Source organism: Krasilnikovia sp. MM14-A1004, from assembly GCF_047159485.1.
Taxonomy (GTDB): domain Bacteria; phylum Actinomycetota; class Actinomycetes; order Mycobacteriales; family Micromonosporaceae; genus Actinoplanes.
In genome coordinates this window covers 940844-964200 of the sequence record NZ_AP038773.1, presented here as the reverse complement: position 1 = coordinate 964200, position 23357 = coordinate 940844, and the positions used below count along the sequence as shown (strand labels likewise).

Sequence of the window (23357 nt, the reverse complement as noted above, 5' to 3'; positions counted from 1 at the left end):
CGGTCAGAAGCCGTACCGGGGCTCGGCGACCTGGGCCCGTTCCACGTCCACCCCGAGCTTGGCGAGGTCGGCCACGAAGTCGGGGTAGCCGCGGTCGATGTGGTGCACCTCACCCACCTCTGTCATGCCCTCCGCGCACAGCCCGGCGATGACCAGCCCCGCACCGGCCCGGATGTCCGTGGCCTGCACCGGCGCCCCGGACAGCCGCTCCCGGCCCCGCACCACCGCGTGATGGCCATCGGTACGGATGTCGGCGCCAAGCCGCACCATCTCGTTCACGAACATGAACCGGCCGTCGAAGATGTTCTCCGTGATCAGCGAGGAGCCGTGGCTCACCGCGCCCAGTCCCAGCGCCATGGGCAGCAGGTCCGTCGCGAACCCGGGGAACGGCAGGGTCACCACGTCCACGGCCGTGGGACGGTCGGCCATCCGTACCCGGAAGCTGTTCTCCCCCGGATCGACCACCGCACCCGCCGAGACCAGCTTGTCCAGCGCGATGTCGAGGAACTCCGGGCGCACCCCGTGCACGGTGACGTCCCCGCGGGTCATCGCGGCCGCGAACGCCCACGTGCCGCCGACGATCCGGTCGCCGACCGTGGTGTGCCGCACCGGGCGCAGCGCGTCCACGCCCTCGATCTGCAGGGTGGAGGTGCCCGCGCCGGAGATGCGCGCGCCCATCGCGTTGAGCATCTCGCAGATGTCGACGATCTCCGGCTCGCGGGCCGCGTTGTCGATCTCCGTAGCGCCACGGGCCAGCACGGCGGCCATGAGCAGGTTCTCCGTCGCGCCCACGCTGGGGAAGTCGAGCCAGATCTTCGCGCCGCGCAGGCCGCCGGGCGCCGAGGCGATGACGAAGCCGTGCTCCCCGGAGATCTCCGCGCCCATCCGGGCCAGCCCGGAGAAATGCATGTCCAGGCCGCGGGAACCGATCATGTCACCGCCGGGCAGGGCGACGCGGACGTCGCCGCGCCGGGCCAGCAGCGGTCCGAGTACGCAGATCGAGGCGCGCAGCCGCCGCACCAGGTCGTAGTCCGCCTCGCAGCCCGGCACGGCCGGTACGTCGATCGTGGCGACCCCGCCCTCCAGCTCCACCTGGCAGCCGAGCCGGCGCAGCACCTCGCCCATGATCGCGATGTCGGTGATGCGCGGGACGTTCTCCACCACGCTGCGGCCCTCGGCCAGCAGGGTGACCGCCATGAGCTTGAGCGCGGAGTTCTTCGCGCCGTCGACCGTGACGTCCCCGGCGAGGCGCGCCCCGCCCTTGACCCTGATCACATCCACGCGGGCCATGGTAGGGCTTGCGGGCCCGCCGGGCCCCACAGCGGGGCCTTCGGCGTGACCCGGGACGCCGGCCCGTAGGGTGGGCCCATGGCCGTCCACCTGACCCGCATCTATACCCGCACCGGCGACGCCGGGCAGACCCGCCTGGGCAACAACGAGGTCGCCGACAAGACCGCTCCGCGGATCGCGGCGTACGCCGACGCGGACGAGTGCAACGCCGCCCTCGGGGTCGCGCTGGCGCTCGGGGGGCTGGCCGAGGACGTCCGCCGGGTGCTGACCGCGGTGCAGAACGACCTGTTCGACGTCGGTGCGGACCTGTGCAACCCGATCAGCGAGGACCCGCCGTACCCGCCGCTGCGGATCACCGAGGCGTACGTGACCCGCCTTGAGGGCTGGTGCGACGAGTACAACGAGCGGCTGCCCGCGCTCGACTCCTTCATCCTGCCCGGCGGCACCCCTGGAGCCGCCCTGCTGCACGTGGCCCGTACGGTGGCCCGCCGCGCGGAGCGCTCGGCGTGGGCCCTGATCGCCACGGAGGGCGACCGGACCAGCGAGCTGCCCGCCAAGTACCTGAACCGCCTGTCCGACCTGCTGTTCATCCTCGCGCGCAGCGCGAACCCGGACGGCGACGTGAAGTGGGTCCCCGGCGGCGCCAAGGCCTGAGTGCCCGCCCCGGCGGGCCGCTCGGGGCTCGCCCCGGCGGGCCGCTCAGTGTTCGGCGGGGCGGGGGGCGACGGCCGGGCGCCGGGCGGTGCTGCCGGGCGGGCCGGCCTCCAGCCATGACAGGAAGCCCGTCACGGTGGACTCCGCCATGGCGATCTCCACGCAGGCACCGGGTGTCGCACAGCTCAGCACGACCCAGTGCCCGGGGATCGGACGGCGTTCGGCACCCTCCGGGAGCCGGGGGCGGTCCACGGTCAGCTCCCGGCGGTTGAGCACCCGTTTCGGCCGGATCGCGAAGCTGAACATGCGGTGGAAGCGCAACTCGTCGCCCACGAACTGGCCGATCCCGGCGGACCAGCCGCGACCCGGGACCAGCGTGTGGACGCGGACCTGCAACGCGATGGTGCCGCCGCCCCGCATCAGCAGGCGGCGGCGCAGGAACAGGGCCAGGAGCAGGACGAGCAGCGTGACGGCGCAGATTCCGAGGAATTCCAGAATCCGCATCCGGGGCTCAGCGCGCGTCGGGGAGGGCGGCGGTGGCGCTCTCGGCGAGTACGGTCACGCCGTCCTCGCGGACCGACAGGAAGCCGCCGGCCACGTCGTACGTCAGCTGCTCGCCACCGGCGAGCTTGACGCGGACCTGGGAGGGCTCCTTCAGCTGGCCCAGCAGCGGGGTGTGACCGGGCAGAACCCCGAGCTCGCCCTCGGTGGTACGGGCGACGAGCATCTCCGCCTCGCCGGACCAGATCTTCTCCTCGACGGCGACGACCTGGACGTGCAGCTGGTTGGCCACGCTGTCTCCTCGTTGGGCCCGCTGGAACCGATGGGGTGAATTCTAAACGCCGCGTTGACTCCGAAGAACTCCGGGTGGCGACCGCCACGTTCCGAGTCAGGAGGTGCGGTTGATGAATTCCGGATGGTTGACCATGAACGACGTGATCGTGTCGTCCCGGACCGAGGCGAAGAAGTCCTGGGCGCTCGGGTCCAACGCCTCGCCCTGGTACGCCTTGCCGTTGAAGACCGAGTGGCCCGGCAGCTTGACCAGCGTCATGCTCTCCGAGTTGATGCCGTGCAGTGCGAGGCCCCAGTCGATGACGTTGTGCCCCTGGCCGTCGAAGATCAGCGACTGACCGGCGGCGCGCAGGATGGCGTCCAGCTTGGCGGGGTTCGTGACGACGTTCGCGCTGAGCGCCTGCTTCGCCATGGCCTTGATGAACTGCTGCTGGTGCCGCTGGCGGTCGTAGTCGCTGTTCTTCAGGCCGTACCGCTGACGGACGTAGTCGAGGGCCTGCCAGCCCTCCAGGTGGTACGTGCCCTTCTTGTACTGCGCCTGCGGGCCGTAGTACGGGTGGGCGCAGTGGTTGTCCGCGCAGCTGGCCAGCCGCGGGCGGGGCTTGCCGTCGGGCTGCAGGTGCTCGGACTTCACGTCCTGGTCGATCGTCATGGTGACGCCGCCCATGGCGTCCACGATCTTCTTGAAGCCGCCGAAGTTGATGATCGCCCCGGCGTCGAACTTCTGGATGCCGGTGAGCCGGCTGACCGTCTTGGCCAGCAGGTCGAATCCCTGGGCGACGTCGTGCTTGCCGTTGCCGACGGAACTGCCGTACGACATCGCGGCGTTGATCTTGGAAGTGCCGCCGTTGAAGCCGGTCTTCGGGAACGGCGGGATCTCCACCAGCAGGTCACGCGGGATGGAGAAGAGGTACGCCTCCTTGAGCCCCGGCGGCACGTGCACCACGATGATCGAGTCGGACAGCGGGGCGGTGTTCGCGTCCCGCGGATCGATGCCCACGAGCAGGATGTTCAGCGGACCCTTGATGTCGCTGACCTTCCGTGGCTTCCCGCCGGCGGGCGGGTCCCCGAAGAGCGTCTTCTGCTGCACGGCACCGGCGTACCGGGCGTAGAGCACCTGGCCGCTCACGAGCAGGCCGCCGCTGACCACCATCAGGACGGACCCGAAGATCGCGCACAGACGCGCCCACACCGGTGCGCGTCGTCCGCTCTTCGGCTTACCGCTCTTCGCCACTCGATCCCCAACCATGCCGATCGATCCCCGCGACCCCCGACATGGTCGCAGGCCCGCGCAAGACTGACATCCAGAGTACCGATCACGGGTGCCGCCGTTGGCCCCCGAGTTCCCGCCCGGCCCCTGGTCAAACGCACCACGGGCGGTGGGAGAAACGCGTGAGCCGCGCCGATCGGATCGGCGCGGCTCACGGAGAATACCGGATGTCAGCCCTTCATCAGCTCGTGCGCGTTGCGCTCGAGGTCCTCGAGGCCACCGCACATGAAGAACGCCTGCTCGGGGAAGGTGTCGTACTCCCCCTCGCTGATCTTCTTGAAGGCCTCGATGGTCTCCTTCAGCGGGACCGTCGAGCCGGCGACGCCGGTGAACTGCTCGGCCGCGTACGTGTTCTGCGACAGGAAGCGCTCGATGCGGCGGGCCCGCTGCACCGTGACCTTGTCCTCTTCGCTGAGCTCGTCCATACCGAGGATGGCGATGATGTCCTGCAGGTCCTTGTACTTCTGCAGGATCCGCTGCACCTCACGGGCGACCGCGTAGTGCTCGGCACCGACGAACTCCGGCGCCAGGATCCGCGAGCTGGAGGCCAGCGGGTCCACGGCCGGGTAGATGCCCTTGTCGGAGATGGACCGCTCCAGGTTGGTGGTCGCGTCCAGGTGGGCGAACGTGGTGGCCGGCGCCGGGTCGGTGTAGTCGTCGGCGGGCACGTAGATCGCCTGCAGCGAGGTGATGGCCTTGCCGCGGACGGAGGTGATGCGCTCCTGCAGCTCGCCCATCTCGTCGGCCAGGGTCGGCTGGTAACCCACCGCGGACGGCATACGGCCGAGCAGCGTGGACACCTCGGAACCGGCCTGGGTGAACCGGAAGATGTTGTCGATGAAGAGCAGCACCTCCTGGTTCTGGACGTCCCGGAAGTACTCCGCCATGGTCAGGGCGGACAGCGCGACCCGCAGGCGGGTGCCCGGCGGCTCGTCCATCTGGCCGAAGACCAGCGAGGTCTTGTCGAGAACGTTGCTCTCGCCCATCTCCAGGATGAGGTCGTTGCCCTCACGGGTGCGCTCACCGACGCCCGCGAACACAGAGGTACCGCCGAAGTTGCGGGCCACTCGGATGATCATCTCCTGGATGAGCACCGTCTTGCCCACGCCCGCGCCGCCGAACAGGCCGATCTTGCCACCGCGCACGTACGGCGCCAGCAGGTCGAGCACCTTGATGCCGGTCTCCAGCATCTCGGTCTTCGGCTCCAGCTCGGCGAACGCCGGGGGCTTGCGGTGGATCGGCCAGCGCTCGGTGACCTGCAGCGTCTTCGGGTCGGCGTTGAGCACCTCGCCGAGGGCGTTGAAGACGTGGCCCTTGGTCACGTCACCGACCGGCACCGAGATCGGGGCACCGGTGTCGGACACCTCGGCGCCACGGATCAGGCCGTCGGTCGGCTGCATCGAGATCGCCCGGATCACGTTGTCACCCAGGTGCTGGGCGACCTCCAGGGTCAGCTTCTTGGTGCCCTCGGAGAGGGTCACCTCGACGTGCAGCGCGTTGAAGATGTCCGGCATGGCGTCGCGCGGGAACTCGGCGTCGACGACCGGGCCGATGACCCGGACGACGCGGCCGACGCCCGTCTCCGCCTTGGTGGGCTCAGCTACAGCAGTCATCACACATCACTTCCCGCCGCGGCCAGCGCGTTGGCGCCGCCGACAATCTCACTGATTTCCTGGGTGATCGCAGCCTGCCGCGCGGAGTTCATCTCGCGCGTGTACCGCTTGAGCAGGTCGTCCGCGTTGTCGGACGCGCTTTTCATCGCCCGGCGCCGCGAGGCCGACTCGCTGGCAGCCGAGTCCAGCAACGCCGCGTAGATCCGCGTGTTGAGGTACTTCGGCAGCAGCGCGTCGAGCAGTTCCTCGGCCTCGGGCTCGAACTCGTACGCCGCCCGGTGCCCCGGCTCGCGCTCGCGGTCCTCCACGTGCATCGGCGCGAGGAAGTGCGGCTCCGCGGTCTGGGTCATGAGCGACTGGAACCGGGTGCTGACGATGTGCAGCTCGTCGACGCCCTGGATGCCGTCCGGCCCGTGGTGCTCGTCGCCGTCGTCCGCGCCGGCGACGAACGCCTCCAGCAGGGACTCGCCGACGCGCCGGGCGTCCTCGAAGCTCGGTCGCTCCGAGAAGCCGGTCCAGCTCGCCGCGATCGGCCGGTTGCGGAACCGGTAGTAGCCGACACCCTTGCGGCCGATCACGTACAGCGCGACGTCCTTGTTGTCCGCGCGCAGCCGCGAGATCAGCTGCTCACACGTACGGATCGCGTTGGCGTTGTACGCGCCGGCCAGGCCGCGGTCGCTCGTGACGAGCAGGACACCGGCCCGGCGCACCCGCTCGCGCGGGACGAGCAGCGGGTTGTCGACGCTGGCGTGGGACGCCAGCGCCGTGAGCACGCCGGTGATGGCCTCCGCGTACGGCCGGGCCGCCGCCACCCGCTCCTGCGCCCGGGCGATGCGGCTGGTCGCCACCAGCTCCTGCGCCTTGGCGATCTTCTTGGTCGACCGGACGGTGCGGATGCGCCGCCTCAGGGCCTGTACCTGACCGGCCATGGCTTAGCTCGCGTCCTGGCCGCGGACCTCGCGGGTCACGGTCTCGTGCGACTCGGAGCCCTCGGCCAGCGCCTCGGCGGGAGCCTCGTGCAGCTTCAGGCCCGTGTCGCCCTGCTTGAACAGCGGCTTGAACTCGGCCACACCGGACTCCAGGCTCGTGACCTGGTCGTCGGTGAGGTTGTTCGAGGACTCGATCGCCTGGTACGTGTCGCTGCGGTGCCGCTTGAGCCACTGCAGCAGCTCGCCCTCGAAGCGCCGCACGTCGCCGACCGGGATGTCGTCGAGCTGGCCGGTGGTGCCCGCCCAGATGACGATCGTCTGGTCGGTCACCGAGTACGGCGAGTACTGCGGCTGCTTGAGCAGCTCGACCAGGCGTACGCCCTTCTCCAGCTGGGCCCGCGACGCCTTGTCCAGGTCGGACGCGAAGGCGGAGAACGCCTCCAGCTCACGGAACTGGGCCAGGTCGAGGCGGAGCCGGCCGGAGACCCGCTTCATGCTCTTGACCTGCGCCGAACCGCCGACCCGGGACACCGAGGTGCCGACGTTGATGGCCGGGCGCACACCCGAGGCGAACAGGTCCGACTCCAGGAAGATCTGGCCGTCGGTGATGGAGATGACGTTGGTCGGGATGTAGGCCGAGATGTCGTTGGCCTTCGTCTCGATGATCGGCAGACCGGTCATCGAGCCCGCGCCCAGCTCGTCGGAGAGCTTCGCGCAGCGCTCCAGCAGCCGGGAGTGCAGGTAGAAGACGTCACCCGGGTACGCCTCGCGGCCCGGCGGGCGGCGCAGCAGCAGCGACACCGCGCGGTACGCCTCGGCCTGCTTGGTCAGGTCGTCGAAGACGATGAGGACGTGCTTGCCGTTGTACATCCAGTGCTGGCCGATGGCCGAGCCGGTGTACGGGGCGATGTACTTGAAGCCCGCCGGGTCGGAGGCCGGGGCGGCGACGATGGTGGTGTACTCCATCGCGCCGTTCTCCTCCAGCGTGCCCTTGACGGACGCGATGGTGGTGGCCTTCTGGCCGATCGCCACGTAGATGCAGCGGACCTGCTTCTTCGGGTCGCCGGACTCCCAGTTGGCGCGCTGGTTGATGATCGTGTCGAGCGCGACCGTGGTCTTGCCGGTCTTGCGGTCGCCGATGATCAGCTGGCGCTGGCCGCGGCCGATCGGCGTCATGGCGTCGATCGCCTTGATGCCGGTCTGCATCGGCTCCTTCACGGGCTGGCGGGCCATGACGTTCGGCGCCTGCAGCTCCAGCTCGCGGAAGCTCTCGTTGGCGATCTCGCCGCGGTCGTCGATCGGGTTGCCCAGCGCGTCGACGACGCGGCCCAGGAACGCGTCACCGACCGGAACGGAGAGGACGCGCCCGGTCCGCTTGACCTGCTGCCCCTCCTCGATGCCCGCGAAGTCACCCAGGACCACGGCGCCGATCTCACGGACGTCGAGGTTCAGGGCGACACCCAGGGTGCCGTCGGAGAATTCGAGCAGTTCGTTCGCCATCGTCGAGGGCAGGCCCTCGACGTGCGCGATGCCGTCGCCCGCATCCGCAACGATGCCGACCTCCTCACGGGAGACCTCGGGCGTGTAGGACGAGACGTAGCGCTCTAGCGCCCCCCGGATCTCGTCCGAGGAGATGGTCAGCTCGGCCATCCTCTGCCTTCTCTGTTCGTGCTCGGGACGTCACCGCCGCCGAGGGGCCTGTGCTCGCGGCCGTCCCCGGCGCGCGATGCGGGAAGAACTATTTAGCGAACGCCTGCCGCGCCGCGTTGAGCCGCCGCAGGATCGTGCCGTCGTAGAGGTCGGAGCCGACCCGAACGCTGACACCGCCGATGACGGACGGATCCACCTCGACCTTCAGCGAGACCTGCCGGCCGTACTTGTCGGACAGGGTGCTGGCCAGTCGCTGCTCCTCGGCGTCGCTGAGGACCTTCGCCACCGTCACGTACGCGACCTCGTGGTCCCGCTTCGCCGCGGTCAGCTCGACCAGCCGGCTCAGTGACGCTTCGAAGCTGCGGCCGCCGAATCCTTCGAGGGCCACCTCGACCAGCTTGCCCGTGGCCACCCGGACCTTGCCCTTGAGCAGGTCCTGGACCAGCTTAACCCGGCGTTCGAGCGGCGCACCGGGGTCACCGAGAGTGACCGCCAGGGCGGGGTTGGCCGCCACGACCTGCCCGAAACGGAACAGCTCGTCCTCGACCTCGGCCAGCTCGTCCGCGCGCTGCGCGGAGCTGAGCACCGCGTCGACGCCGAGGCGCTCCGTGGCATCCCACAGCTCGTTCGGCGCCGACCAGCGGCCCCGGACCAGCGCGGTGAGGACGGCCGCCGTGGTGGCGTCGACCTTGCCCGTGAGCAGCGAGCCCAGCAGCCCGGCCCGGTCGTCCGCCGACCGCGACGGGTCCGTCAGGGCCCGCCGCAGCCGGGGCTCGCCCCGCAGCAGCCGGGCCACCGACAGGATCTCGTCGGCGACCGAGGCGAGCTGCGCAGCCGTGGCCGTGGCCGAGGCGGCGGCGAGCTTGTCGGTCGCGTCCGCGAACGACTCGCGGGTCACGCTCGACATCAGCGCCCGCCCGCGGAGCCGGCCGCGTCGAGCTCGGCGATGAACCGGTCCACCGTGCCGCGCGCCCGGGCCTCGTCGGCGAGCGACTCGCCCACGATCCGGCCGGCCAGGTCGACCGCCAGCGTGCCGACCTCGGAGCGCAGGTCCCGCACGATGGATTCACGCTGAGCCGCGAGCTGCTCGTTGCCCGCCGCGATGATCCGCTCGGACTCCTCCCGCGCCTTGGCGAGGACGTCCTGACGGATCGCCTCGGCGTCGGCCCGGGCCTCGTCGCGGATGCGAGCGGCCTCCGTGCGCGCCTCACCGAGCTGCGCCCGGTACTGCTCGAGCAGCGCGTTGGCCTCCGCCTGAGCGGCCTCGGCCCGCTTGATCCCGCCCTCGATCGCGTCCACCCGCGCCGCGAAGGTCTTCTCCATCTGCGGGAAGACGAACTTCATCAGTACGAAGCAGAGCAGTCCGAACGCGATCGTCCCGATGACGACTTCCTGCCAGAACGGAATGATCGGGTTGTGCGCAGGCTCTTCAGCCAGCACCTTCAACGAAGTGATCAATGGACACCTCCCGTCAGGACGGCGGTCAGCCGACGGGGTTGCCGGCCCAGATGAAGCCGAACGCGATACCCAGCAGCGCCAGCGCCTCGACGACGGCGAAGCCGATCCAGACGTACGGCAGGGTCAGGCGCGACGACTCCGGCTGGCGGGCGGTCGACTGGATGTAGGCCGAGAACACCAGGCCGACACCGATGCCGGGGCCGATGGCCGCGAGGCCGTAACCGATGGCCGCGGTGCTACCAACAACTTCGGCGAGAACCATTTTTCAGTTCCTCCTGAGATCTCGCGTGACTCTCACGCGGGACGACAACGGGATGTTGCGGGATACAGCTCAGTGCTCGTCGGCGAGTGCGCCCTGCACATAGCTCGCGGTCAGCACCGTGAACACATAGGCCTGGAGCACGATGACCAGGAACTCCAGGAAGGTCAGGGCGATCGACATCACCCACGACACGATGGAGAACGGCGCGAACCAGACGTTCGCATTGATCATCGCGAAGCCGCCGAGCGTGAACACCAGCAGCAGCATGTGACCCGCGAACATGTTCGCGAAGAGTCGGACCGCCAGCGAGAACGGGCGCACCAGGAAGGTCGAGAAGAACTCGATCGGGATCAGCAGCGGCAGGATGAACCACGGCGCCGGCGGCATCAGAGCCGTCTTGAAGTACTTCACGAATCCGTGGTGCCGGATGCCCACCCAGATGAACATCACGTAGCTCAGCACCGCGAGCACCGCTGGGAAGGCGATGTGCGAGTTCGGGGAGATCTGAACGAAGGGGACGATGCCCCAGAAGTTGTTCAGCAGAATGAAGCAGAACAGCGTCGTCAGGTACGGCGCGAAGTTCACCCCACGCGGACCGATCATGTCGACCGAGATGTTGTTCCGCACGAAGCCGTACACGCTCTCGGCGAGCCACTGCTTCTTGGTCGGGACCAGCTTCGGCTTCCGGTTGGACACCAGGAAGAACACGATGATCAGCGCGGTGGTGAGCCAGACCAGGAACGTGATCTTCGTGAACCAGACCGAGTGCTGTCCCCACGGCAGGATGCTCGGCGGATAGAAGTCCTCCACACTCGGTGGGAACGGAACTTCCCCGGCGAGGACCATCGACTGACCGATCACCGTAGCCCTTTCCTGTCAGGCGCCCAGGCGGCGCACGATGAGGTAGACACCGCCGCCGATCCCAACGACACAGCCGATGCCGGCGAAAATGCCCCTGGTCCCGACCCAGTGGTCGACCAGCCAACCGATCCCGCCCCACACCAACATGCCCGCAATGAGATAGGTGAGCGCCGTCATCCCCATACCCGAGTCGGGTGGGGGTGGACCGTCGTCACCGCGGGGATCGTGTTTGGGGCCTTGACCGGTCATGACGGCCGAACCTTATCAGCCGCTCAGGCCAGGCTAAGCGGGACCCCCCGCACAACCGCAGTTGTCCAGGCGTTGGGGGTCTCGCAACTGGAGGGACACGGTACTCCCCTCGCGCCAGAACTGGACAACTCCGCGCGGCCCGGATCACCGATTCGGGGAATCGACCCCGGATCGCCGTCCCGTCAAGCGGCCGCCCGGTGCAGAAGATCACTTCCGGGGGGCCACCTTGTGCACCCACCACACCTGCGCGGCCGTCCACACCACGACCCCGGCCACCACCCCCCATCCCAGCGCGACACCGCCGCGCCAGCCCGAGCCGACGAGAACCGCCAGGATCACGCCGAGCAGGGAGTACTTCAGCGTGTACGCGCCCAGGCCGACCGGCAGGACCAGCGCGGGGCGTACCGTGTCCGCCCAGGCCAGGGCCAGGGTCGTCAGCGTGTAGCTGACAGTCACGATCGCCACCCCGGCCGCCGCGCCCAGCGCCACCACCGGACCACCCACGACGAAGCCGACAGAGGCCGCGCAGAGCAGCAGGGCCACCGAGATCGCGGTCAGCAGCGGCAGGTGCTCGACCTTCCACCGCGGATCGGCGGGCAGCGGCGGCAGATCCGGCAACGGCGTGTCGTCCGGGTCGCCGCCCTGCCGGGGCACCCCCAGCTGGATCTGCTCCTCGGTCACGCTTCCACCCCTGTCTCCGGGTACGCCGGGAACTCCGACACCAGGTCCGTCACCTCGTCACCCAGGTCGCGCAGCCGCACCGCGCCACCCGAGGTCGCCGGGTCCGCGCCGACCGCGGCCGCGATCAGGCCCGCGATCCGGCGCATCTGCCCCTCGCGCATGCCCTGGGTGGTCACGCACGGGCTGCCCACCCGGATGCCGGACGCCACCGCCGGCGGCTCCGGATCGTACGGGACCGCGTTCTTGTTCAGGGTGATCCGGGCCATTTCGCACCGCGCCTCGGCGTCACGCCCGCTCACCCCGGTATCCCGCAGGTCGACCAGGGCCAGATGAGTGTCGGTGCCCCCGGAGACCGGGCGCATGCCCTCGGCCGCCAGCCCGGCCGCCAGGGCCTGGCTGTTGGTGACCACCTGCCGGGCGTACATCTGGAATTCGGGCAGTGCCGCCTCCCGCAGGGCGACCGCCTTCGCGGCGATGGCGTGCATCATCGGCCCGCCCTGGGTGAACGGGAAGACCGCCTTGTCGATGCGCGGGGCGAGTTCCTCACGGCAGAGAATCATGCCGCCCCGCGGCCCGCGCAGCACCTTGTGGGTCGTGCAGGTCACCACGTCGGCGTACGGCACCGGCGAGGGCACCGCCCGCCCGGCCACCAGGCCGATGAAGTGCGCGGCGTCCACCAGAAGGTAGGCGCCCACCTCGTCGGCGATCTCCCGGAACGCCGCGAAGTCGATCAGCCGCGGGTACGCGGTCGCCCCGCAGATGATCATCTTGGGCTGGTGTGCCCGGGCCAGGTCCCGCACCTCGTCGTAGTCGATCAACTCGGTGTCCGGGCGCACCGAGTACCCGACGGTCTGGAACCACTTGCCGCTGAAGTTCGCCTTGCTGCCGTGCGTCAGGTGCCCGCCGTGCGGCAGACCCATCGCCAGTACGGTGTCGCCGGGCTGCACGAGCGCCGCGAACGCCGCCAGGTTGGCCGACGCGCCGGAGTGGGGTTGCAGATTCGCGTGGGCGGCGCCGAACAGGTCCTTGGCGCGGTCGATGCCGAGCTGCTCGGCCCGGTCCACCTCGGCGCACCCGCCGTAGTAGCGGCGCCCCGGATAGCCCTCGGCGTACTTGTTGGTCAGCGTGGAGCCGAGCACCGCCAGCACCGCGGGCGAGGTCAGATTCTCGCTGGCGATGAGCTGCAGGCCGCCCCGCAACCGCTCCAGCTCGCCGACCACCACCTCGGCGATCTCGGGGTCTTCGCGTTCGAGCGCGTCGAAGTCCGGGCCCCAGAAGGTGACCCGGCCCCGACCAAGAACCGCTGTCATGGCGCTCCCCTACGTCGGCGACGCTGCCCCCGCGAACCGAGCATATGGCCTGTTGACCCCGCATGCTGAGCCAAACGGGCATGTCCTCGCGGCCCTCGCTGCGCTCGGTGCACTCGGACATGCACAGTGAGGACATGCGCTGTCTGGTCACCGGGGCCACCGGATACATCGGGGGGCGGCTCGCGCCGCGGCTGGTGGCGGCCGGGCACACCGTACGGTGCCTGGCGCGCGACCCGCGGCGGCTGCGGGACGCGCCCTGGGCGGGCGGGGTGGAGATCGCCCGGGGCGACCTGGCGCGGCCCGAAACGCTGCCCGCCGCGTTCGCGGACGTCGACGTCGCATACTTCCTTGTGCACTCGCTGGGGCACCGGGACTTCGAGCGCCGGGACCGCGACGCGGCGTCGAACTTCGCGGCGGCGGCCCGTGCGGCGGGGGTGCGGCGCATCGTCTATCTCGGCGGCCCCGAGCCGCATGAGGTTGCGGCCAGCCCCGCCGCGACACCTGGCCAACCGCCGGGCCGAGCCATTGCTGCCGACGGAGCACCCGGCCGGGCGGCACGGAGGGCTTCCGCCAGCACGACATCCGGCGTCGGGGGCGACCGTCCCGCGTCCGCGCATCTCCGCTCGCGCGCCGAGGTGGCCGAGATCCTCCTGGCCAGCGGGGTGCCGACGGTGGTGCTGCGCGCGGCGGTGATCATCGGCTCCGGCTCCGCGTCGTTCGAGATGCTGCGCTACCTGACCGAGCGGCTGCCCGTCATGGTCACCCCACGCTGGGTGCGCAACCGGGTCCAGCCCATCGCGGTCCGCGACGTGCTGCGCTACCTGGTGGCGGCGGCGGAACTGCCCGCCGAGGTCAACCGCGGCTTCGACATCGGCGGCGCGGACGTGCTCACGTACGCCGCGATGATGCGGCGCTACGCGCGGGTGGCGGGGCTGCACCGCCGGATCATCGTGCCGGTGCGGGTGCTCACCCCGGCACTGTCCGCGTACTGGGTCGGGCTGGTCACCCCGGTGCCCAACGCGATCGCCCGGCCCCTGGTGGCCAGCCTGATCCACGAGGCGGTCGGCCACGAGAACGACATCACCGGGTACGTGCCCGGCGAGGTGCTCGGCTTCGACGAGGCCGTCCGGCTGGCCCTCACGAAGATCAAGGACGCGGACGTGGAGACCCGGTGGTCGGGCGCCTCCGGCCGGGACGCGGCGGCCGAACCGATACCCAGCGACCCGGAGTGGTCCGGCGGGGACAACTACGTCGACCTGCGCCGCCGGACGGTGCGTGCCCCCGTGGCCGCGCTGTGGCAGGTCATCGAGAGCGTCGGCGGCGAACACGGCTGGTACTCGTTCCCGCTGGCCTGGTCGGTGCGGGGCTGGCTGGACCGGCTGGCGGGCGGCGTGGGTCTGCACCGGGGGCGGCGGGACCGGCACCGGCTGCGCGTCGGCGAGGCGCTGGACTGGTGGCGGGTCGAGGAGATCGAGCCCGGACGGCTGCTGCGGCTGCGCGCCGAACTCAAGGTGCCGGGCCGGGCCTGGCTGGAGATGACCGCTGCGCCGGATCCGGCGGACCCGGCACGCAGCGTCTACCGGCAGCGGGCCGTGTTCCTGCCGCGCGGGCTGGCCGGGCACGCGTATTGGGCGGGGGTGCTGCCATTCCACGGGATCGTGTTCAGCGGGATGGCCCGCAACATCGCCCGCGGCGCCGAGCAGCTGCACGCCCGCGAAGGGGCGGTCGGCTAGGGCAACAGCAGCGCGGCGAACGGGACTACCGCGTCCTCGATCTCGTCGGCGATGCGGGCGAACGTCTGGTCGCCACGGCCCCACGGGTCGTCCAGGTCGTCGGTGGGCTGCGGCGGGCGGCCGCCGCGCTGGGCGTGGGCGGCCTCGACGATGGCGACGCCGCGGGCGTACACCGCGTCGGGCTCGCCGGACGCGGCGGGCAGGGCGGCCGGGTCCACCCCGGCCAGCAACCGCCCGAACTCCCCCAGCACGAACGTCCGCCCGGCCGCGTCGGGCCGCAGCGCCACGACGTAGTCCACCTGATCCGCGGTCGCGGTCAGCACCAGATCGGCCTCGTCGAGGTGCTCGCCGCGCAGCTTGCGGGCGGCGAACCCGGTGTCGAGACCGCCCCGGGCGCGGACCTGGCGCGCGGCGGGCGGGTTCATCCCCTCGCCCTCGTGCCAGCCGCCCGTGCCCGCGCTGACGCTGCGCACCAGCCGCGCGGCGGGATCGTCGGCCGCCGATCGGACCCCGGCGGCGGGTACGGCCACCCGGTCGCGGACGCTGCGCGCCAGCAGCCGTTCCGCCATCGGCGACCGGCAGATGTTGCCCATGCAGACATGCAGCACGGTGAACGGGTGCATCACGCCGAGAAGTCTGCCATGCGGCGTCTCGCCACAGGGGACACCTCGGGCCGCCGTCCGCCCTGCGGACACCTAGGCCGCGGCGCGTCCCAGCCGGTCCCGGATCGCCAGCCAGTCCTCGGTGTCCGGCGGGGCCTGCACCAGGATCGTGCCGACGGCCGCGTCATCGAGGCGGTGCAACGCGGCGTACAGGTCCGTCGCGTACTCGCTGGGATCGGCCGACAGGACCTCGTCGCCGGGACCGCGCCCCTCGTACGTGAGCACCGCGACCGGCCCGGCCAGCCCGCCGCGCGGCACCGCGTCCACGTCCTCGGCCAGGATCAGCCGGGCGCGCGGGGCGTAGTGGCGACGGCTCATCCCGGGCGACGGCCGGGCGACCCCGTCCGCCACCACCGTCCCGTCGCCGGAACCATCCCGGGCCGCAACGGAGACGGGCAGGGTCAGCGGCCCGGTCACCTCGCGCAGCGCCCGCAGACCCAGGGCACCGGGGCGCAGCAGCCGCGGCGGCGACACCGTCAGGTCGACGACCGTGGACTCGATGCCGCAGGCCGACGGGCCGCCGTCCAGCACCAGCGGCACCTCGGGCAGGCTGCCCAGCACGTGCTGGGCCGTTGTCGGCGAGATGCTCTCCGACCGGTTCGCGCTCGGCGCGGCCAGGGCCAGCCCGGACTCCCGCAACAGGCGCAGCGCCACCGGGTGGGCGGGAATCCGCAGCGCGACTGTGTCCAGGTCGCCGGGCAGCCCGGCGGCCCGCTCCACCACCACGGTCAGCGGCCCCGGCCAGAACCGGGCGGCCAGCTCGTCCGCCACCGCGGGCCAGCGTCGGGCCAGCGTGCGGGCCCGGGCCACGTCGGCGACGTGCACGATCAGCGGGTTCCAGGAGGGCCGCCGCTTGAGCCGGTAGATCTCGGCGACCGCGTCGGCCGAGGTGGCGTCCGCGCCGAGCCCGTACACGGTCTCGGTGGGGAAGGCGACCACGGAACCCGCGCGCAGCAGCTGCACGGCGCGCCGGATCCCGGCGTCGTCCGGTGCGACGATCATGCGGGCCCCGGTGCCTCCGCCGGCAGGATGTCCGGCACGACGTCGCGCAGCTTGGCGAACGGCACCGCACCCTCGCGCAGCACCCGCGGCACGTCACCGGTGACGTCGACGATCGTGCTCGGCGCCGGGTCGTGCGCCGGGCCTGCCTCCAGATAGATCCGTACGGCGTACTCCAGCTGCTCGCGGGCCTCCTGCGCGGTCCGTGGCGCCGGGCCGCCGACCCGGTTCGCCGTGGTCACCGCCATCGGACCCACCTCGCGCAGCACCTCCAGCGCCACCGGGTGCAGCGGCATCCGTACGCCGACCACCCCGCCGGTGTCGCCCAGGTCCCACTGCAGGCTGGGCGAGTGTTCCACCAGGATGGTCAGGGCGCCCGGCCAGAACGCGTCCGCCAGCTCCCGCGCCGCCTTGGGCACCGAGTAGACCAGGCCTTCGAGGGTGTGCCGGGAGCCGACCAGTACGGGCGGGGGGACCCGCCGTTCCGCGTGGCGGGCGGTGTGCAGCGCCGAGATCGCGTGCGAGGTGAACGCGTCCGCGCCGATGCCGTACACGGTGTCGGTGGGCAGCACGACCAGTTCGCCGCTGCGGGCCGCCTCGATGGCCGCGGTGACCCCCCGGTCGCGTTCGGCGACCGTGCGGCAGTCGTAGAGCATCACGGGGAGCAGTCTGCCACGTCGCCCGTGCCGCGCTCCGCCGTGGTGAAACGTGGCCGACCTGCCAGGTCGCGGTGGGCCGTGACCGCGGCGAACCGGCCGTCCGCGCGCAGCAGCGCGGGCACCGCGTCGCCGTGGACGTCGTCGTGCTCGATACCGAGCGCCCCGCCGGGCCGCAGCAGCCGCGCGGCCAGCGCCACCACCGGGCGGATCACGGTCAGCCCGTCGGCGCCGCCGAACACCGCCTCCTGCGGGTCGTGCTCGGCCACCTCGGGCGGCACGGCAGTGCCGAGCGGAACGTACGGCGGGTTGCACAGCACCACGTCCACGGTCCCGCTCAGCTCCGCCAGCAGCCCCGGATCGGTGACATCCGCCTCCACCACCTCGACCCGAGGGAGTCCCGCCGCGTTGCGCCGCAGGTACGCCAGCGCCTCCGGCGACCGCTCCACCGCCAGCACCCGCCCGGGCCGCGCCTCGTCCGCCACCGACAGGGCGATCGCGCCCGTGCCGCTGCACAGGTCCACCACGACCGCCCCGGGCGCGGTCCGGTCGATCCCCCAGCCGGCCAGCAGCTCCGTCTCCGGCCGGGGTACGAACACGCCGGGGCCCACGGCCAGGTCCAGATGCCGGAACGCGGCCGTGCCGAGCAGGTGCTGCAACGGCACCCGCCGGGCTCGCCGGGCCACCAGTTCCCCGAAACGGGCCAGCTCGTCGGCGCGGACGGTGTCGATCAGGACCAGGCGGCCCCGGCCGACGCCGAGCACGTGCGCGGCCAACAGTTCGGCATCGACCCGGGGCGATTCCACGCCCGCGGCGGCCAGTTCCGCGCTGGCCGCGGCCAGGGCCGGAACGAGCCGCACCCGTTCTGTCGCGACCGAGGGGTGTTCGTGGGCGGGCGTCACGGCATAATCATCAAACGTCGAATGTGAGGGTGGCCGGCCGGGTCGCCGATTCGGCAAACGTATGCCGGGGAGGACCGCCGGTGAGTTGGTTGGACCGGCTCGCGGACAACGTCGAGGAGCTTCGCAAGGCGGGGCAGTTGCAGCAGGGTGGCCGGTCGGCCGAGGCCCTGCCACTGCTCGACCGGGTCCTCGACGTGACGGCCGACCCCACGACGCGGGCGTACGCGCTGGTGCAGCGCTTCGGGGCGCTGATCAACCTGGGCCGGGTCGCCGAGCTGGGCCCGGCGATGACGGCCGCCTCCGGCGCGGTGCGCGAGACCCCCGATCCGTACCTGCGGGGCCTGATGCACGCGTACGCGGCGCTCGGCGCGTACCTGCAGGGCAACCTGGACCGGGGGGTCACCCATCTGGTGCAGGCGTCCCGGTCGCTGGCGGCCGTGCCCGAGGGCGACGCGGAGACCGCCTGGGGCTGGCACGACCTGGCCATGGCGTACTCGTATCTGGGTTTTCACGGCCACGCGCTGACCGCGATCGAACAGGCCCGGCAGGTCGGTGCGGCCTCCGGCATGGCCAGCGAGCTGTTCGCCGCGCCCGGCATCCGGCTGCGCAACGCGGTCTCCCTCGACCACCAGGGCGACACCGACGGCTGCCTGCGGGTGCTGCGCGACATCGACGCCGAGCTGGCCCGCTACGTGGCCACCGGCGCGGACGCCCGGCTACGCCCCAGCAGCAAGGCCGTCTACGGGTACGCGCTGGCCCGCCGCGCCGCCCTCGGCGAGTCGACCCGGGCGGACATCGCCACCCTGCTGGCCGACGGCGGCGACAGCGTCCGCTCCCGCGACCTGCAGCACCTCGGCGGCGTGTGCCTGCACATCGCCGCGCAACGGCCGACAGAGGCGCTGCGCCGGCTGGACGCCGTACCGGTCTCGCCGGAGATCCTCGGCCCCGCCGAGCCCGCCCGGCTGCGCAGCATCTGCCACGCCTCGGCCGGTGACCACGCCGCCGCCCACCACGCCGACCGGTACGCGTTCCGCCTCGCCGCCCAGCGCATCGACCGGCTCCGCGACGGCTTCCTGGACGGGGTCGCCGCCCGCCTGGACGCCCAGGAGACCCAGCGCGACATCGGCCGGTACGGCGACGAGACCCTCACCGACCCGCTCACCGGCCTGCCGAACCGCCGCCAGCTGGAACGCTACGTCGCCGCGATGCTGGCCCGCGGCGAGCGCGCCGCGGTCGGCGTCTGCGACCTGGTCGGCTTCACCGAGGTCAACGCCCGGCACGGCCGGCACACCGGCGACCTGGTGCTGCAGCGCATCGCGGGGGTGCTGAGCCGGGTGATGCGCCGCGGCGACTTCGTGGCGCGGTTCGCGGGCGACGAATTCGTGATCGTGCTGCCCGGCGCGGGGCACACCCAGGCCGCCGAGGTGTCCCGGCGGATCGCCAACGCGGCCGCCGCCGAGAACTGGCAGGCGCTGGTGCCCGGCACCCCGATCGGGGTGGCCGCGGGCTGGTCCGAGGTGGGCACGCACGGCCGTACCCTGACCGCCGCCCTGGCCGCCGCGTCCGGGCACCGGAAGCCGGCCTGAGCGCATGGCGGTCATCGAGCTCGGTTACGTGGGCTCCGGCGGCGACGAGCTACCGGACCCGGCACCGCTGCGCCCCGCGGACTGGGGGCGGCGTCATGTGCGCCGCCTGACCGCTGCGCTGCTGGTCGCGTTGTGCCTGGTCACCGCGACGGCGTCGGATCACCTGCCCGCGCCGCGCGGCCTGCGGGCCCAGTGGGAGATCCTCTTCTTCCAAGGCGACACCTTCGCCACGACCAGGGACAGGGTGGTGGTCCTGAGCGAGGGAGCGACCCAGCGGCTCGCCGGGTACGACCTCGTGCGCGGCACGCAACTCTGGTCCCGCGAGCTGGCTCACCCGGCACCGTTCATCATGGCGGCGGCCGGATCCGAGATCGTGCTGCTGCCCTCCGGGGAGCGCAGCCTGCCGACCACGCCGGGCGCCGCCGACCGGCAGAGCTTCTTCGCCGAGACCGTGGCGGTCGACGCGGCCACCGGCGCGGAGTTGTGGCGCGCGCCCGGCGACGTCACCGCGACCAGCCTCGCCTATCTGCCCGGCGAGAGTGAGCATCTGCTGATGGTCGACCACGCCACGGACAGCGCCGCCGCGGTCGGGGTACGCCTGGTCAACGGCCGCGACGGGCGGACCCTGTGGAGCCGCGCCACACCGGGCGCCCTGCAGGTCGCGACGATCGGTCCGGACCCGTGGCGGCCGGACCGGGTCGCCACGGTCACCGCGTCCGGGCAGGTGCGCTTGCTGCGCCTGGCCGACGGCGCGGAACTCGGCGGCGGGACGATCGCGGAGCCGGCCGTTCCGGGCTCGAACGCGTTCCTCGGCCTGGAGTGGCACGGCCAGCAGCTGACCGTCATGCAGAGCACGAACACCGGGCTGACCGCGACCGGCTACGGCGGACAGCCGTTGCGGCAGCGGTGGCGGGTCCGCGATGCCGACGCGGTCGCCGCGTACGGCTGCGGGCCGGTGTGGTGCATGAGCACCGGTGCCGCGCTCGTCGGACGCGACTGGGACACCGGGCTCGAACGCTGGCGCGTCCGGTCCAGCAACTACACCCGGTCGATCGGGGACCACCTGCTGGCGGTGGACGGCACCGAGGGCTCGAAGTACACGGTCATCGACGCGCAGGACGGCAGGACGGTCGCCGCCCTCGACGGCGAACCCGTCATGGACGACACGGGCGCGGCAGTGCTGGCGCTGAGCCGCACGGTGTCACCGGGCGGGCGGACCGCGGTGGGCAGGGTGGATCTGCGGACCGGGGAGACGTTCCACCTCGGCACGATCGACGGGACGTCCGACTACGGCTGCCGGGTCCAGCGGAATCTGCTGGTCTGCCAATCGGTGCACGATCGACTCACGGTCACCGCGGTCGGTTGAGCTTGACGGTCATCGAACTCGGGTACGTCGGCCTCGACGACCACGACCCACCCGTTCCGTCGCCGCGCGCCTCCGACTGGGGCCGGCGCCACCTGCGCCGCGCGATGGCGGCGCTGATCGCCGTGCTGTGCCTGGTCACGGTCGCCTCCTCCGATCACGCGCCCGCCCCGCGCGGGGTGCGGGCGCTGTGGGACATCCCGCTCGGCGAGGAGGATTCCTTCGCGGTGGCCGGGGACACGGTCGTGGTGCACAGCGGCGGAGCGGTCCGCCGCCTCACCGGGTACGGGCGCACCGACGGCGCGGTGCGCTGGTCCCGCGAGCTGGGCGTCCGGGCCCCGTACGTGATCGCGGTGCCGGAGTCCGGAGTCGTGCTGCTGCCGTCCGCACCGCGCGAGATACGGCCACGGGACGGCGTCCTGCTGCCGGACCTGTTCACGCAGACGACAGCGGTGGACACCGCGACCGGCGCCGAACTGTGGCACGGCGCGGGCGATCCCACCTGGGCCGGCCCGCGCGACGGCGTGCTGCTGGTCGATCACCCCAGCACCGGCCCGGGCGCTGACCGGGTACGCCTGGTCGGCCTCCGCGACGGCCGGGAACGGTGGAGCCGCGCCACGCCGGGAGCCGATATGGTCTCCCCGATCGGGCCGGACCCACGTCGGCCGGACCGGGTCGCCACGGTCACCAGGGCCGGGCGGGCCCGCCTGCTCCGGCTGGACGACGGCGCGGACATCGGCGGCGGGACCGTCGCCTGGCCGCCCGGCTCGGGATTCCCATTCAGTCACCTGGAATGGCACGGCGACCAGCTGTACGTGCTGCACTCGACCCCGACCCTGGCCATCATCGCCGGATACGCCGGGCAGCCGCTGCGGGAACGCTGGCGCACGGACATTCGCGCCGGCAGCGTGGACGGATGCGGCCCGGTGTTCTGCGTAACCACCGATCGGGACGTCACCGGCCACGACTGGGACACCGGCGCCGCACGGTGGCAGGAGGCCGTCGGCGACTTCACCCGCACCGTCGGCCCCGGCCTGGTGGCGATCGACAGCGGCCACGGATCGCCACTGAGGATCATCGACGCCGCCACGGGCCGCCCCATCGCGACGCTGGACGGCAAACCGGTCGAGGACGAAACGGGTACGGTCCAGCTGATGCTGAGCTCGTCGGTCACCCCGGCCGGGCGCACGGTGGTGACCCGGGTACGCCCCGGCACCGGCGAGACGTTCACGCTCGGCAGCATCGACGCGGTCACCGACTACGGCTGCACGCTGGACGGTGACCTGCTCATCTGCGAGACGGCACGCCGCAGGCTGAGCGTCACTGCCGTCGGCTGAGCTCCGACTCCCCGGCGAGGCGGGCGGCCCGGTCGGCCTCGGCCAGGGCGTCCAGCACCCCGTCCAGCTCGCCACCGAGCGCCAGGTCCAGGTTGTACGCGGTGTAGCCGATCCGGTGGTCCGTGATCCGGTTCTGCGGGAAGTTGTACGTCCGGATGCGCTCCGAACGGTCCACTGTGCGCACCTGCGCCTTGCGGGCGTCCGAGGCGGCCGCGTCGGCCTCCTCCTGCGCCACGGCCAGCAGCCGGGCCCGCAGGATACGCATGGCCTGTTCCCGGTTCTGCAGCTGGCTCTTCTCGTTCTGGCAGCTGACCACGATGCCGGTGGGCAGGTGGGTGATGCGGACGGCCGAGTCGGTGGTGTTGACCGACTGCCCGCCGGGGCCGGAGGAGCGGAACACGTCGACCCGGATGTCACCCGCGTCGATCTGCACGTCGACGTCCTCGGCCTCGGGCAGGACGAGCACCCCGGCGGCGGAGGTGTGGATGCGGCCCTGCGACTCGGTGACCGGCACCCGCTGGACGCGGTGCACGCCGCCCTCCCACTTCAGGCGTGACCAGACGCCGTGGCCGCCCTCGGGCATGCCCTTGGTCTTCACCGCCACGGAGACGTCCTTGACCCCGCCCAGGTCGGACTCCTGGGCGTCGATGACCTCGACGACCCAGCCGCGGCGCTCGGCGTACCGGGTGTACATGCGCAGCAGGTCGCCCGCGAACAGGGCGGACTCCTGGCCACCCTCGCCCGCCTTGATCTCCAGGATCACGTCCTTGGCGTCGTGCGGGTCGCGCGGGATGAGCATCTCGCCGAGCCGCTCCTCCAGGGCGGGCAGCGTCGCCGCCACCGCGTCGGCCTCACCGGCGAACGCGGGGTCCTCGGCGGCCAGTTCCCGGGCGGCCACCAGGTCGGCGCGGGCGGCCTCCAGCTCGGCGTGGGCGGCGTGCAGCGGGGCCAGCTCGGCGAAGCGGCGCCCGACCCGGCGTACCAGGGCCTGGTCGGCGTGGATGGACGGGTCCTCCATCCGCTTCTCCAGCTCGGCGTACTCCGCTAGCAGGGTGGTCAGCCGGTCGTTGCTCACGCGTTCTCTCCCCACGCAGGTCCGC

24 protein-coding genes are annotated in these 23357 nt (G+C 72.0%); 5 read left to right on the top strand and 19 right to left on the bottom strand.

Features of this window, described 5'->3' with window-relative positions; all coding sequences use genetic code 11:
• Positions 1-3: 3 nt before the first annotated feature.
• Positions 4-1290 (bottom strand): UDP-N-acetylglucosamine 1-carboxyvinyltransferase, encoded by a 1287-nt coding sequence (gene murA / locus ACMCNN_RS04560; RefSeq protein WP_412744915.1) that lies wholly within the window; start codon positions 1288-1290, stop codon positions 4-6.
• Positions 1291-1368: 78 nt separating this feature from the next.
• Here murA and ACMCNN_RS04555 point away from each other — a divergent pair, with 78 nt between their 5' ends.
• On the top strand, positions 1369-1944 hold the full coding sequence (locus ACMCNN_RS04555) for a cob(I)yrinic acid a,c-diamide adenosyltransferase (protein WP_412744914.1): 576 nt from the start codon (positions 1369-1371) through the stop codon (positions 1942-1944).
• A 45-nt stretch (positions 1945-1989) separates the two neighbouring features.
• Here ACMCNN_RS04555 and ACMCNN_RS04550 read toward each other — a convergent pair whose 3' ends face one another.
• The 13 genes from ACMCNN_RS04550 to glyA all read right to left on the bottom strand — a co-directional run bounded on the left by ACMCNN_RS04550 (position 1990) and on the right by glyA (position 13019).
• The gene (locus tag ACMCNN_RS04550) at positions 1990-2448 is read right to left on the bottom strand and encodes a DUF2550 domain-containing protein (protein ID WP_412744913.1); all 459 of its coding nucleotides are present in this window, start codon (positions 2446-2448) and stop codon (positions 1990-1992) included.
• Positions 2449-2455: 7 nt separating this feature from the next.
• Positions 2456-2737: a F0F1 ATP synthase subunit epsilon gene (locus tag ACMCNN_RS04545; RefSeq protein WP_412744912.1), complete on the bottom strand. Its 282-nt coding sequence runs from the start codon at positions 2735-2737 to the stop codon at positions 2456-2458.
• A 96-nt stretch (positions 2738-2833) separates the two neighbouring features.
• Complete coding sequence (locus ACMCNN_RS04540) at positions 2834-3985, bottom strand: LCP family protein (protein ID WP_412744911.1); 1152 nt, start codon at positions 3983-3985, stop codon at positions 2834-2836.
• Positions 3986-4176: 191 nt separating this feature from the next.
• Positions 4177-5619: a F0F1 ATP synthase subunit beta gene (gene atpD, locus ACMCNN_RS04535; protein ID WP_412744910.1), complete on the bottom strand. Its 1443-nt coding sequence runs from the start codon at positions 5617-5619 to the stop codon at positions 4177-4179.
• Positions 5619-6548: a F0F1 ATP synthase subunit gamma gene (locus ACMCNN_RS04530; protein ID WP_412744909.1), complete on the bottom strand. Its 930-nt coding sequence runs from the start codon at positions 6546-6548 to the stop codon at positions 5619-5621. The genes atpD and ACMCNN_RS04530 overlap by 1 nt, the downstream gene beginning before the upstream one ends.
• A 3-nt stretch (positions 6549-6551) precedes the next feature.
• A complete protein-coding gene (atpA, locus tag ACMCNN_RS04525) occupies positions 6552-8198 on the bottom strand; it encodes a F0F1 ATP synthase subunit alpha (RefSeq protein ID WP_412744908.1) in 1647 nt (548 codons plus the stop codon).
• Positions 8199-8286: 88 nt separating this feature from the next.
• Complete coding sequence (locus tag ACMCNN_RS04520) at positions 8287-9108, bottom strand: F0F1 ATP synthase subunit delta (protein ID WP_412747056.1); 822 nt, start codon at positions 9106-9108, stop codon at positions 8287-8289.
• Complete coding sequence (locus ACMCNN_RS04515) at positions 9105-9653, bottom strand: F0F1 ATP synthase subunit B (protein ID WP_412747055.1); 549 nt, start codon at positions 9651-9653, stop codon at positions 9105-9107. The genes ACMCNN_RS04520 and ACMCNN_RS04515 overlap by 4 nt, the downstream gene beginning before the upstream one ends.
• A gap of 28 nt (positions 9654-9681) precedes the next feature.
• On the bottom strand, positions 9682-9918 hold the full coding sequence (locus tag ACMCNN_RS04510) for a F0F1 ATP synthase subunit C (protein ID WP_412737180.1): 237 nt from the start codon (positions 9916-9918) through the stop codon (positions 9682-9684).
• 69 nt (positions 9919-9987) lie between these two features.
• The gene (atpB, locus tag ACMCNN_RS04505) at positions 9988-10779 is read right to left on the bottom strand and encodes a F0F1 ATP synthase subunit A (RefSeq protein ID WP_412744907.1); all 792 of its coding nucleotides are present in this window, start codon (positions 10777-10779) and stop codon (positions 9988-9990) included.
• 15 nt (positions 10780-10794) lie between these two features.
• Positions 10795-10956 carry an AtpZ/AtpI family protein gene (locus ACMCNN_RS04500; RefSeq protein ID WP_412744906.1) on the bottom strand — a complete coding sequence of 54 codons (162 nt, stop codon included), beginning with the start codon at positions 10954-10956 and terminating at the stop codon, positions 10795-10797.
• A 279-nt stretch (positions 10957-11235) separates the two neighbouring features.
• Positions 11236-11637, bottom strand: coding sequence for a hypothetical protein (locus tag ACMCNN_RS04495; protein WP_412747054.1), 402 nt, complete (start codon positions 11635-11637; stop codon positions 11236-11238).
• A 68-nt stretch (positions 11638-11705) separates the two neighbouring features.
• On the bottom strand, positions 11706-13019 hold the full coding sequence (gene glyA / locus ACMCNN_RS04490; RefSeq protein ID WP_412744905.1) for a serine hydroxymethyltransferase: 1314 nt from the start codon (positions 13017-13019) through the stop codon (positions 11706-11708).
• A 134-nt stretch (positions 13020-13153) separates the two neighbouring features.
• Here glyA and ACMCNN_RS04485 point away from each other — a divergent pair, with 134 nt between their 5' ends.
• Complete coding sequence (locus ACMCNN_RS04485) at positions 13154-14752, top strand: SDR family oxidoreductase (RefSeq protein ID WP_412747053.1); 1599 nt, start codon at positions 13154-13156, stop codon at positions 14750-14752.
• Here the strand turns inward: ACMCNN_RS04485 and ACMCNN_RS04480 are convergent.
• The 4 genes from ACMCNN_RS04480 to prmC all read right to left on the bottom strand — a co-directional run bounded on the left by ACMCNN_RS04480 (position 14749) and on the right by prmC (position 17971).
• Positions 14749-15375 (bottom strand): phosphotyrosine protein phosphatase, encoded by a 627-nt coding sequence (locus ACMCNN_RS04480; RefSeq protein WP_412747052.1) that lies wholly within the window; start codon positions 15373-15375, stop codon positions 14749-14751. The two genes, ACMCNN_RS04485 and ACMCNN_RS04480, sit on opposite strands and share 4 nt — an antisense overlap.
• 72 nt (positions 15376-15447) lie before the next feature.
• Positions 15448-16416: an L-threonylcarbamoyladenylate synthase gene (locus ACMCNN_RS04475; protein WP_412744904.1), complete on the bottom strand. Its 969-nt coding sequence runs from the start codon at positions 16414-16416 to the stop codon at positions 15448-15450.
• The gene (locus ACMCNN_RS04470) at positions 16413-17069 is read right to left on the bottom strand and encodes an L-threonylcarbamoyladenylate synthase (protein ID WP_412747051.1); all 657 of its coding nucleotides are present in this window, start codon (positions 17067-17069) and stop codon (positions 16413-16415) included. The genes ACMCNN_RS04475 and ACMCNN_RS04470 overlap by 4 nt, the downstream gene beginning before the upstream one ends.
• On the bottom strand, positions 17069-17971 hold the full coding sequence (gene prmC / locus ACMCNN_RS04465) for a peptide chain release factor N(5)-glutamine methyltransferase (protein WP_412744903.1): 903 nt from the start codon (positions 17969-17971) through the stop codon (positions 17069-17071). The genes ACMCNN_RS04470 and prmC overlap by 1 nt, the downstream gene beginning before the upstream one ends.
• Before the next feature lie 80 nt (positions 17972-18051).
• On the opposite strand from prmC, the gene ACMCNN_RS04460 reads away from it, so the two are divergent.
• The 3 genes from ACMCNN_RS04460 to ACMCNN_RS04450 are packed head-to-tail and all read left to right on the top strand — an operon-like array spanning position 18052 to position 22257.
• Complete coding sequence (locus ACMCNN_RS04460) at positions 18052-19557, top strand: diguanylate cyclase domain-containing protein (protein ID WP_412744902.1); 1506 nt, start codon at positions 18052-18054, stop codon at positions 19555-19557.
• Between the two features lie 4 nt (positions 19558-19561).
• Positions 19562-20923: a PQQ-binding-like beta-propeller repeat protein gene (locus tag ACMCNN_RS04455; protein WP_412744901.1), complete on the top strand. Its 1362-nt coding sequence runs from the start codon at positions 19562-19564 to the stop codon at positions 20921-20923.
• The gene (locus tag ACMCNN_RS04450) at positions 20920-22257 is read left to right on the top strand and encodes a hypothetical protein (protein WP_412744900.1); all 1338 of its coding nucleotides are present in this window, start codon (positions 20920-20922) and stop codon (positions 22255-22257) included. The genes ACMCNN_RS04455 and ACMCNN_RS04450 overlap by 4 nt, the downstream gene beginning before the upstream one ends.
• Here the strand turns inward: ACMCNN_RS04450 and prfA are convergent.
• Positions 22241-23332 carry a peptide chain release factor 1 gene (prfA, locus tag ACMCNN_RS04445; protein ID WP_412744899.1) on the bottom strand — a complete coding sequence of 364 codons (1092 nt, stop codon included), beginning with the start codon at positions 23330-23332 and terminating at the stop codon, positions 22241-22243. The two genes, ACMCNN_RS04450 and prfA, sit on opposite strands and share 17 nt — an antisense overlap.
• Positions 23333-23357: the final 25 nt, after the last annotated feature.

What these genes read in the sequence shown, in the direction of transcription:
- ACMCNN_RS04480 (WP_412747052.1), bottom strand. Translation starts at nt 15,375, where the DNA reads ATGCACCCGTTCACCGTGCTGCATGTCTGCATGGGCAACATCTGCCGG.
- ACMCNN_RS04485 (WP_412747053.1), top strand. Translation starts at nt 13,154, where the DNA reads ATGCGCTGTCTGGTCACCGGGGCCACCGGATACATCGGGGGGCGGCTC.
- ACMCNN_RS04455 (WP_412744901.1), top strand. Translation starts at nt 19,562, where the DNA reads ATGGCGGTCATCGAGCTCGGTTACGTGGGCTCCGGCGGCGACGAGCTA.
- glyA (WP_412744905.1), bottom strand. Translation starts at nt 13,019, where the DNA reads ATGACAGCGGTTCTTGGTCGGGGCCGGGTCACCTTCTGGGGCCCGGAC.
- ACMCNN_RS04530 (WP_412744909.1), bottom strand. Translation starts at nt 6,548, where the DNA reads ATGGCCGGTCAGGTACAGGCCCTGAGGCGGCGCATCCGCACCGTCCGG.
- ACMCNN_RS04555 (WP_412744914.1), top strand. Translation starts at nt 1,369, where the DNA reads ATGGCCGTCCACCTGACCCGCATCTATACCCGCACCGGCGACGCCGGG.
- atpD (WP_412744910.1), bottom strand. Translation starts at nt 5,619, where the DNA reads ATGACTGCTGTAGCTGAGCCCACCAAGGCGGAGACGGGCGTCGGCCGC.
- ACMCNN_RS04550 (WP_412744913.1), bottom strand. Translation starts at nt 2,448, where the DNA reads ATGCGGATTCTGGAATTCCTCGGAATCTGCGCCGTCACGCTGCTCGTC.
- murA (WP_412744915.1), bottom strand. Translation starts at nt 1,290, where the DNA reads ATGGCCCGCGTGGATGTGATCAGGGTCAAGGGCGGGGCGCGCCTCGCC.
- ACMCNN_RS04540 (WP_412744911.1), bottom strand. Translation starts at nt 3,985, where the DNA reads ATGGTTGGGGATCGAGTGGCGAAGAGCGGTAAGCCGAAGAGCGGACGA.
- ACMCNN_RS04500 (WP_412744906.1), bottom strand. Translation starts at nt 10,956, where the DNA reads ATGACGGCGCTCACCTATCTCATTGCGGGCATGTTGGTGTGGGGCGGG.
- ACMCNN_RS04470 (WP_412747051.1), bottom strand. Translation starts at nt 17,069, where the DNA reads ATGCTCTACGACTGCCGCACGGTCGCCGAACGCGACCGGGGGGTCACC.
- ACMCNN_RS04475 (WP_412744904.1), bottom strand. Translation starts at nt 16,416, where the DNA reads ATGATCGTCGCACCGGACGACGCCGGGATCCGGCGCGCCGTGCAGCTG.
- ACMCNN_RS04510 (WP_412737180.1), bottom strand. Translation starts at nt 9,918, where the DNA reads ATGGTTCTCGCCGAAGTTGTTGGTAGCACCGCGGCCATCGGTTACGGC.
- atpA (WP_412744908.1), bottom strand. Translation starts at nt 8,198, where the DNA reads ATGGCCGAGCTGACCATCTCCTCGGACGAGATCCGGGGGGCGCTAGAG.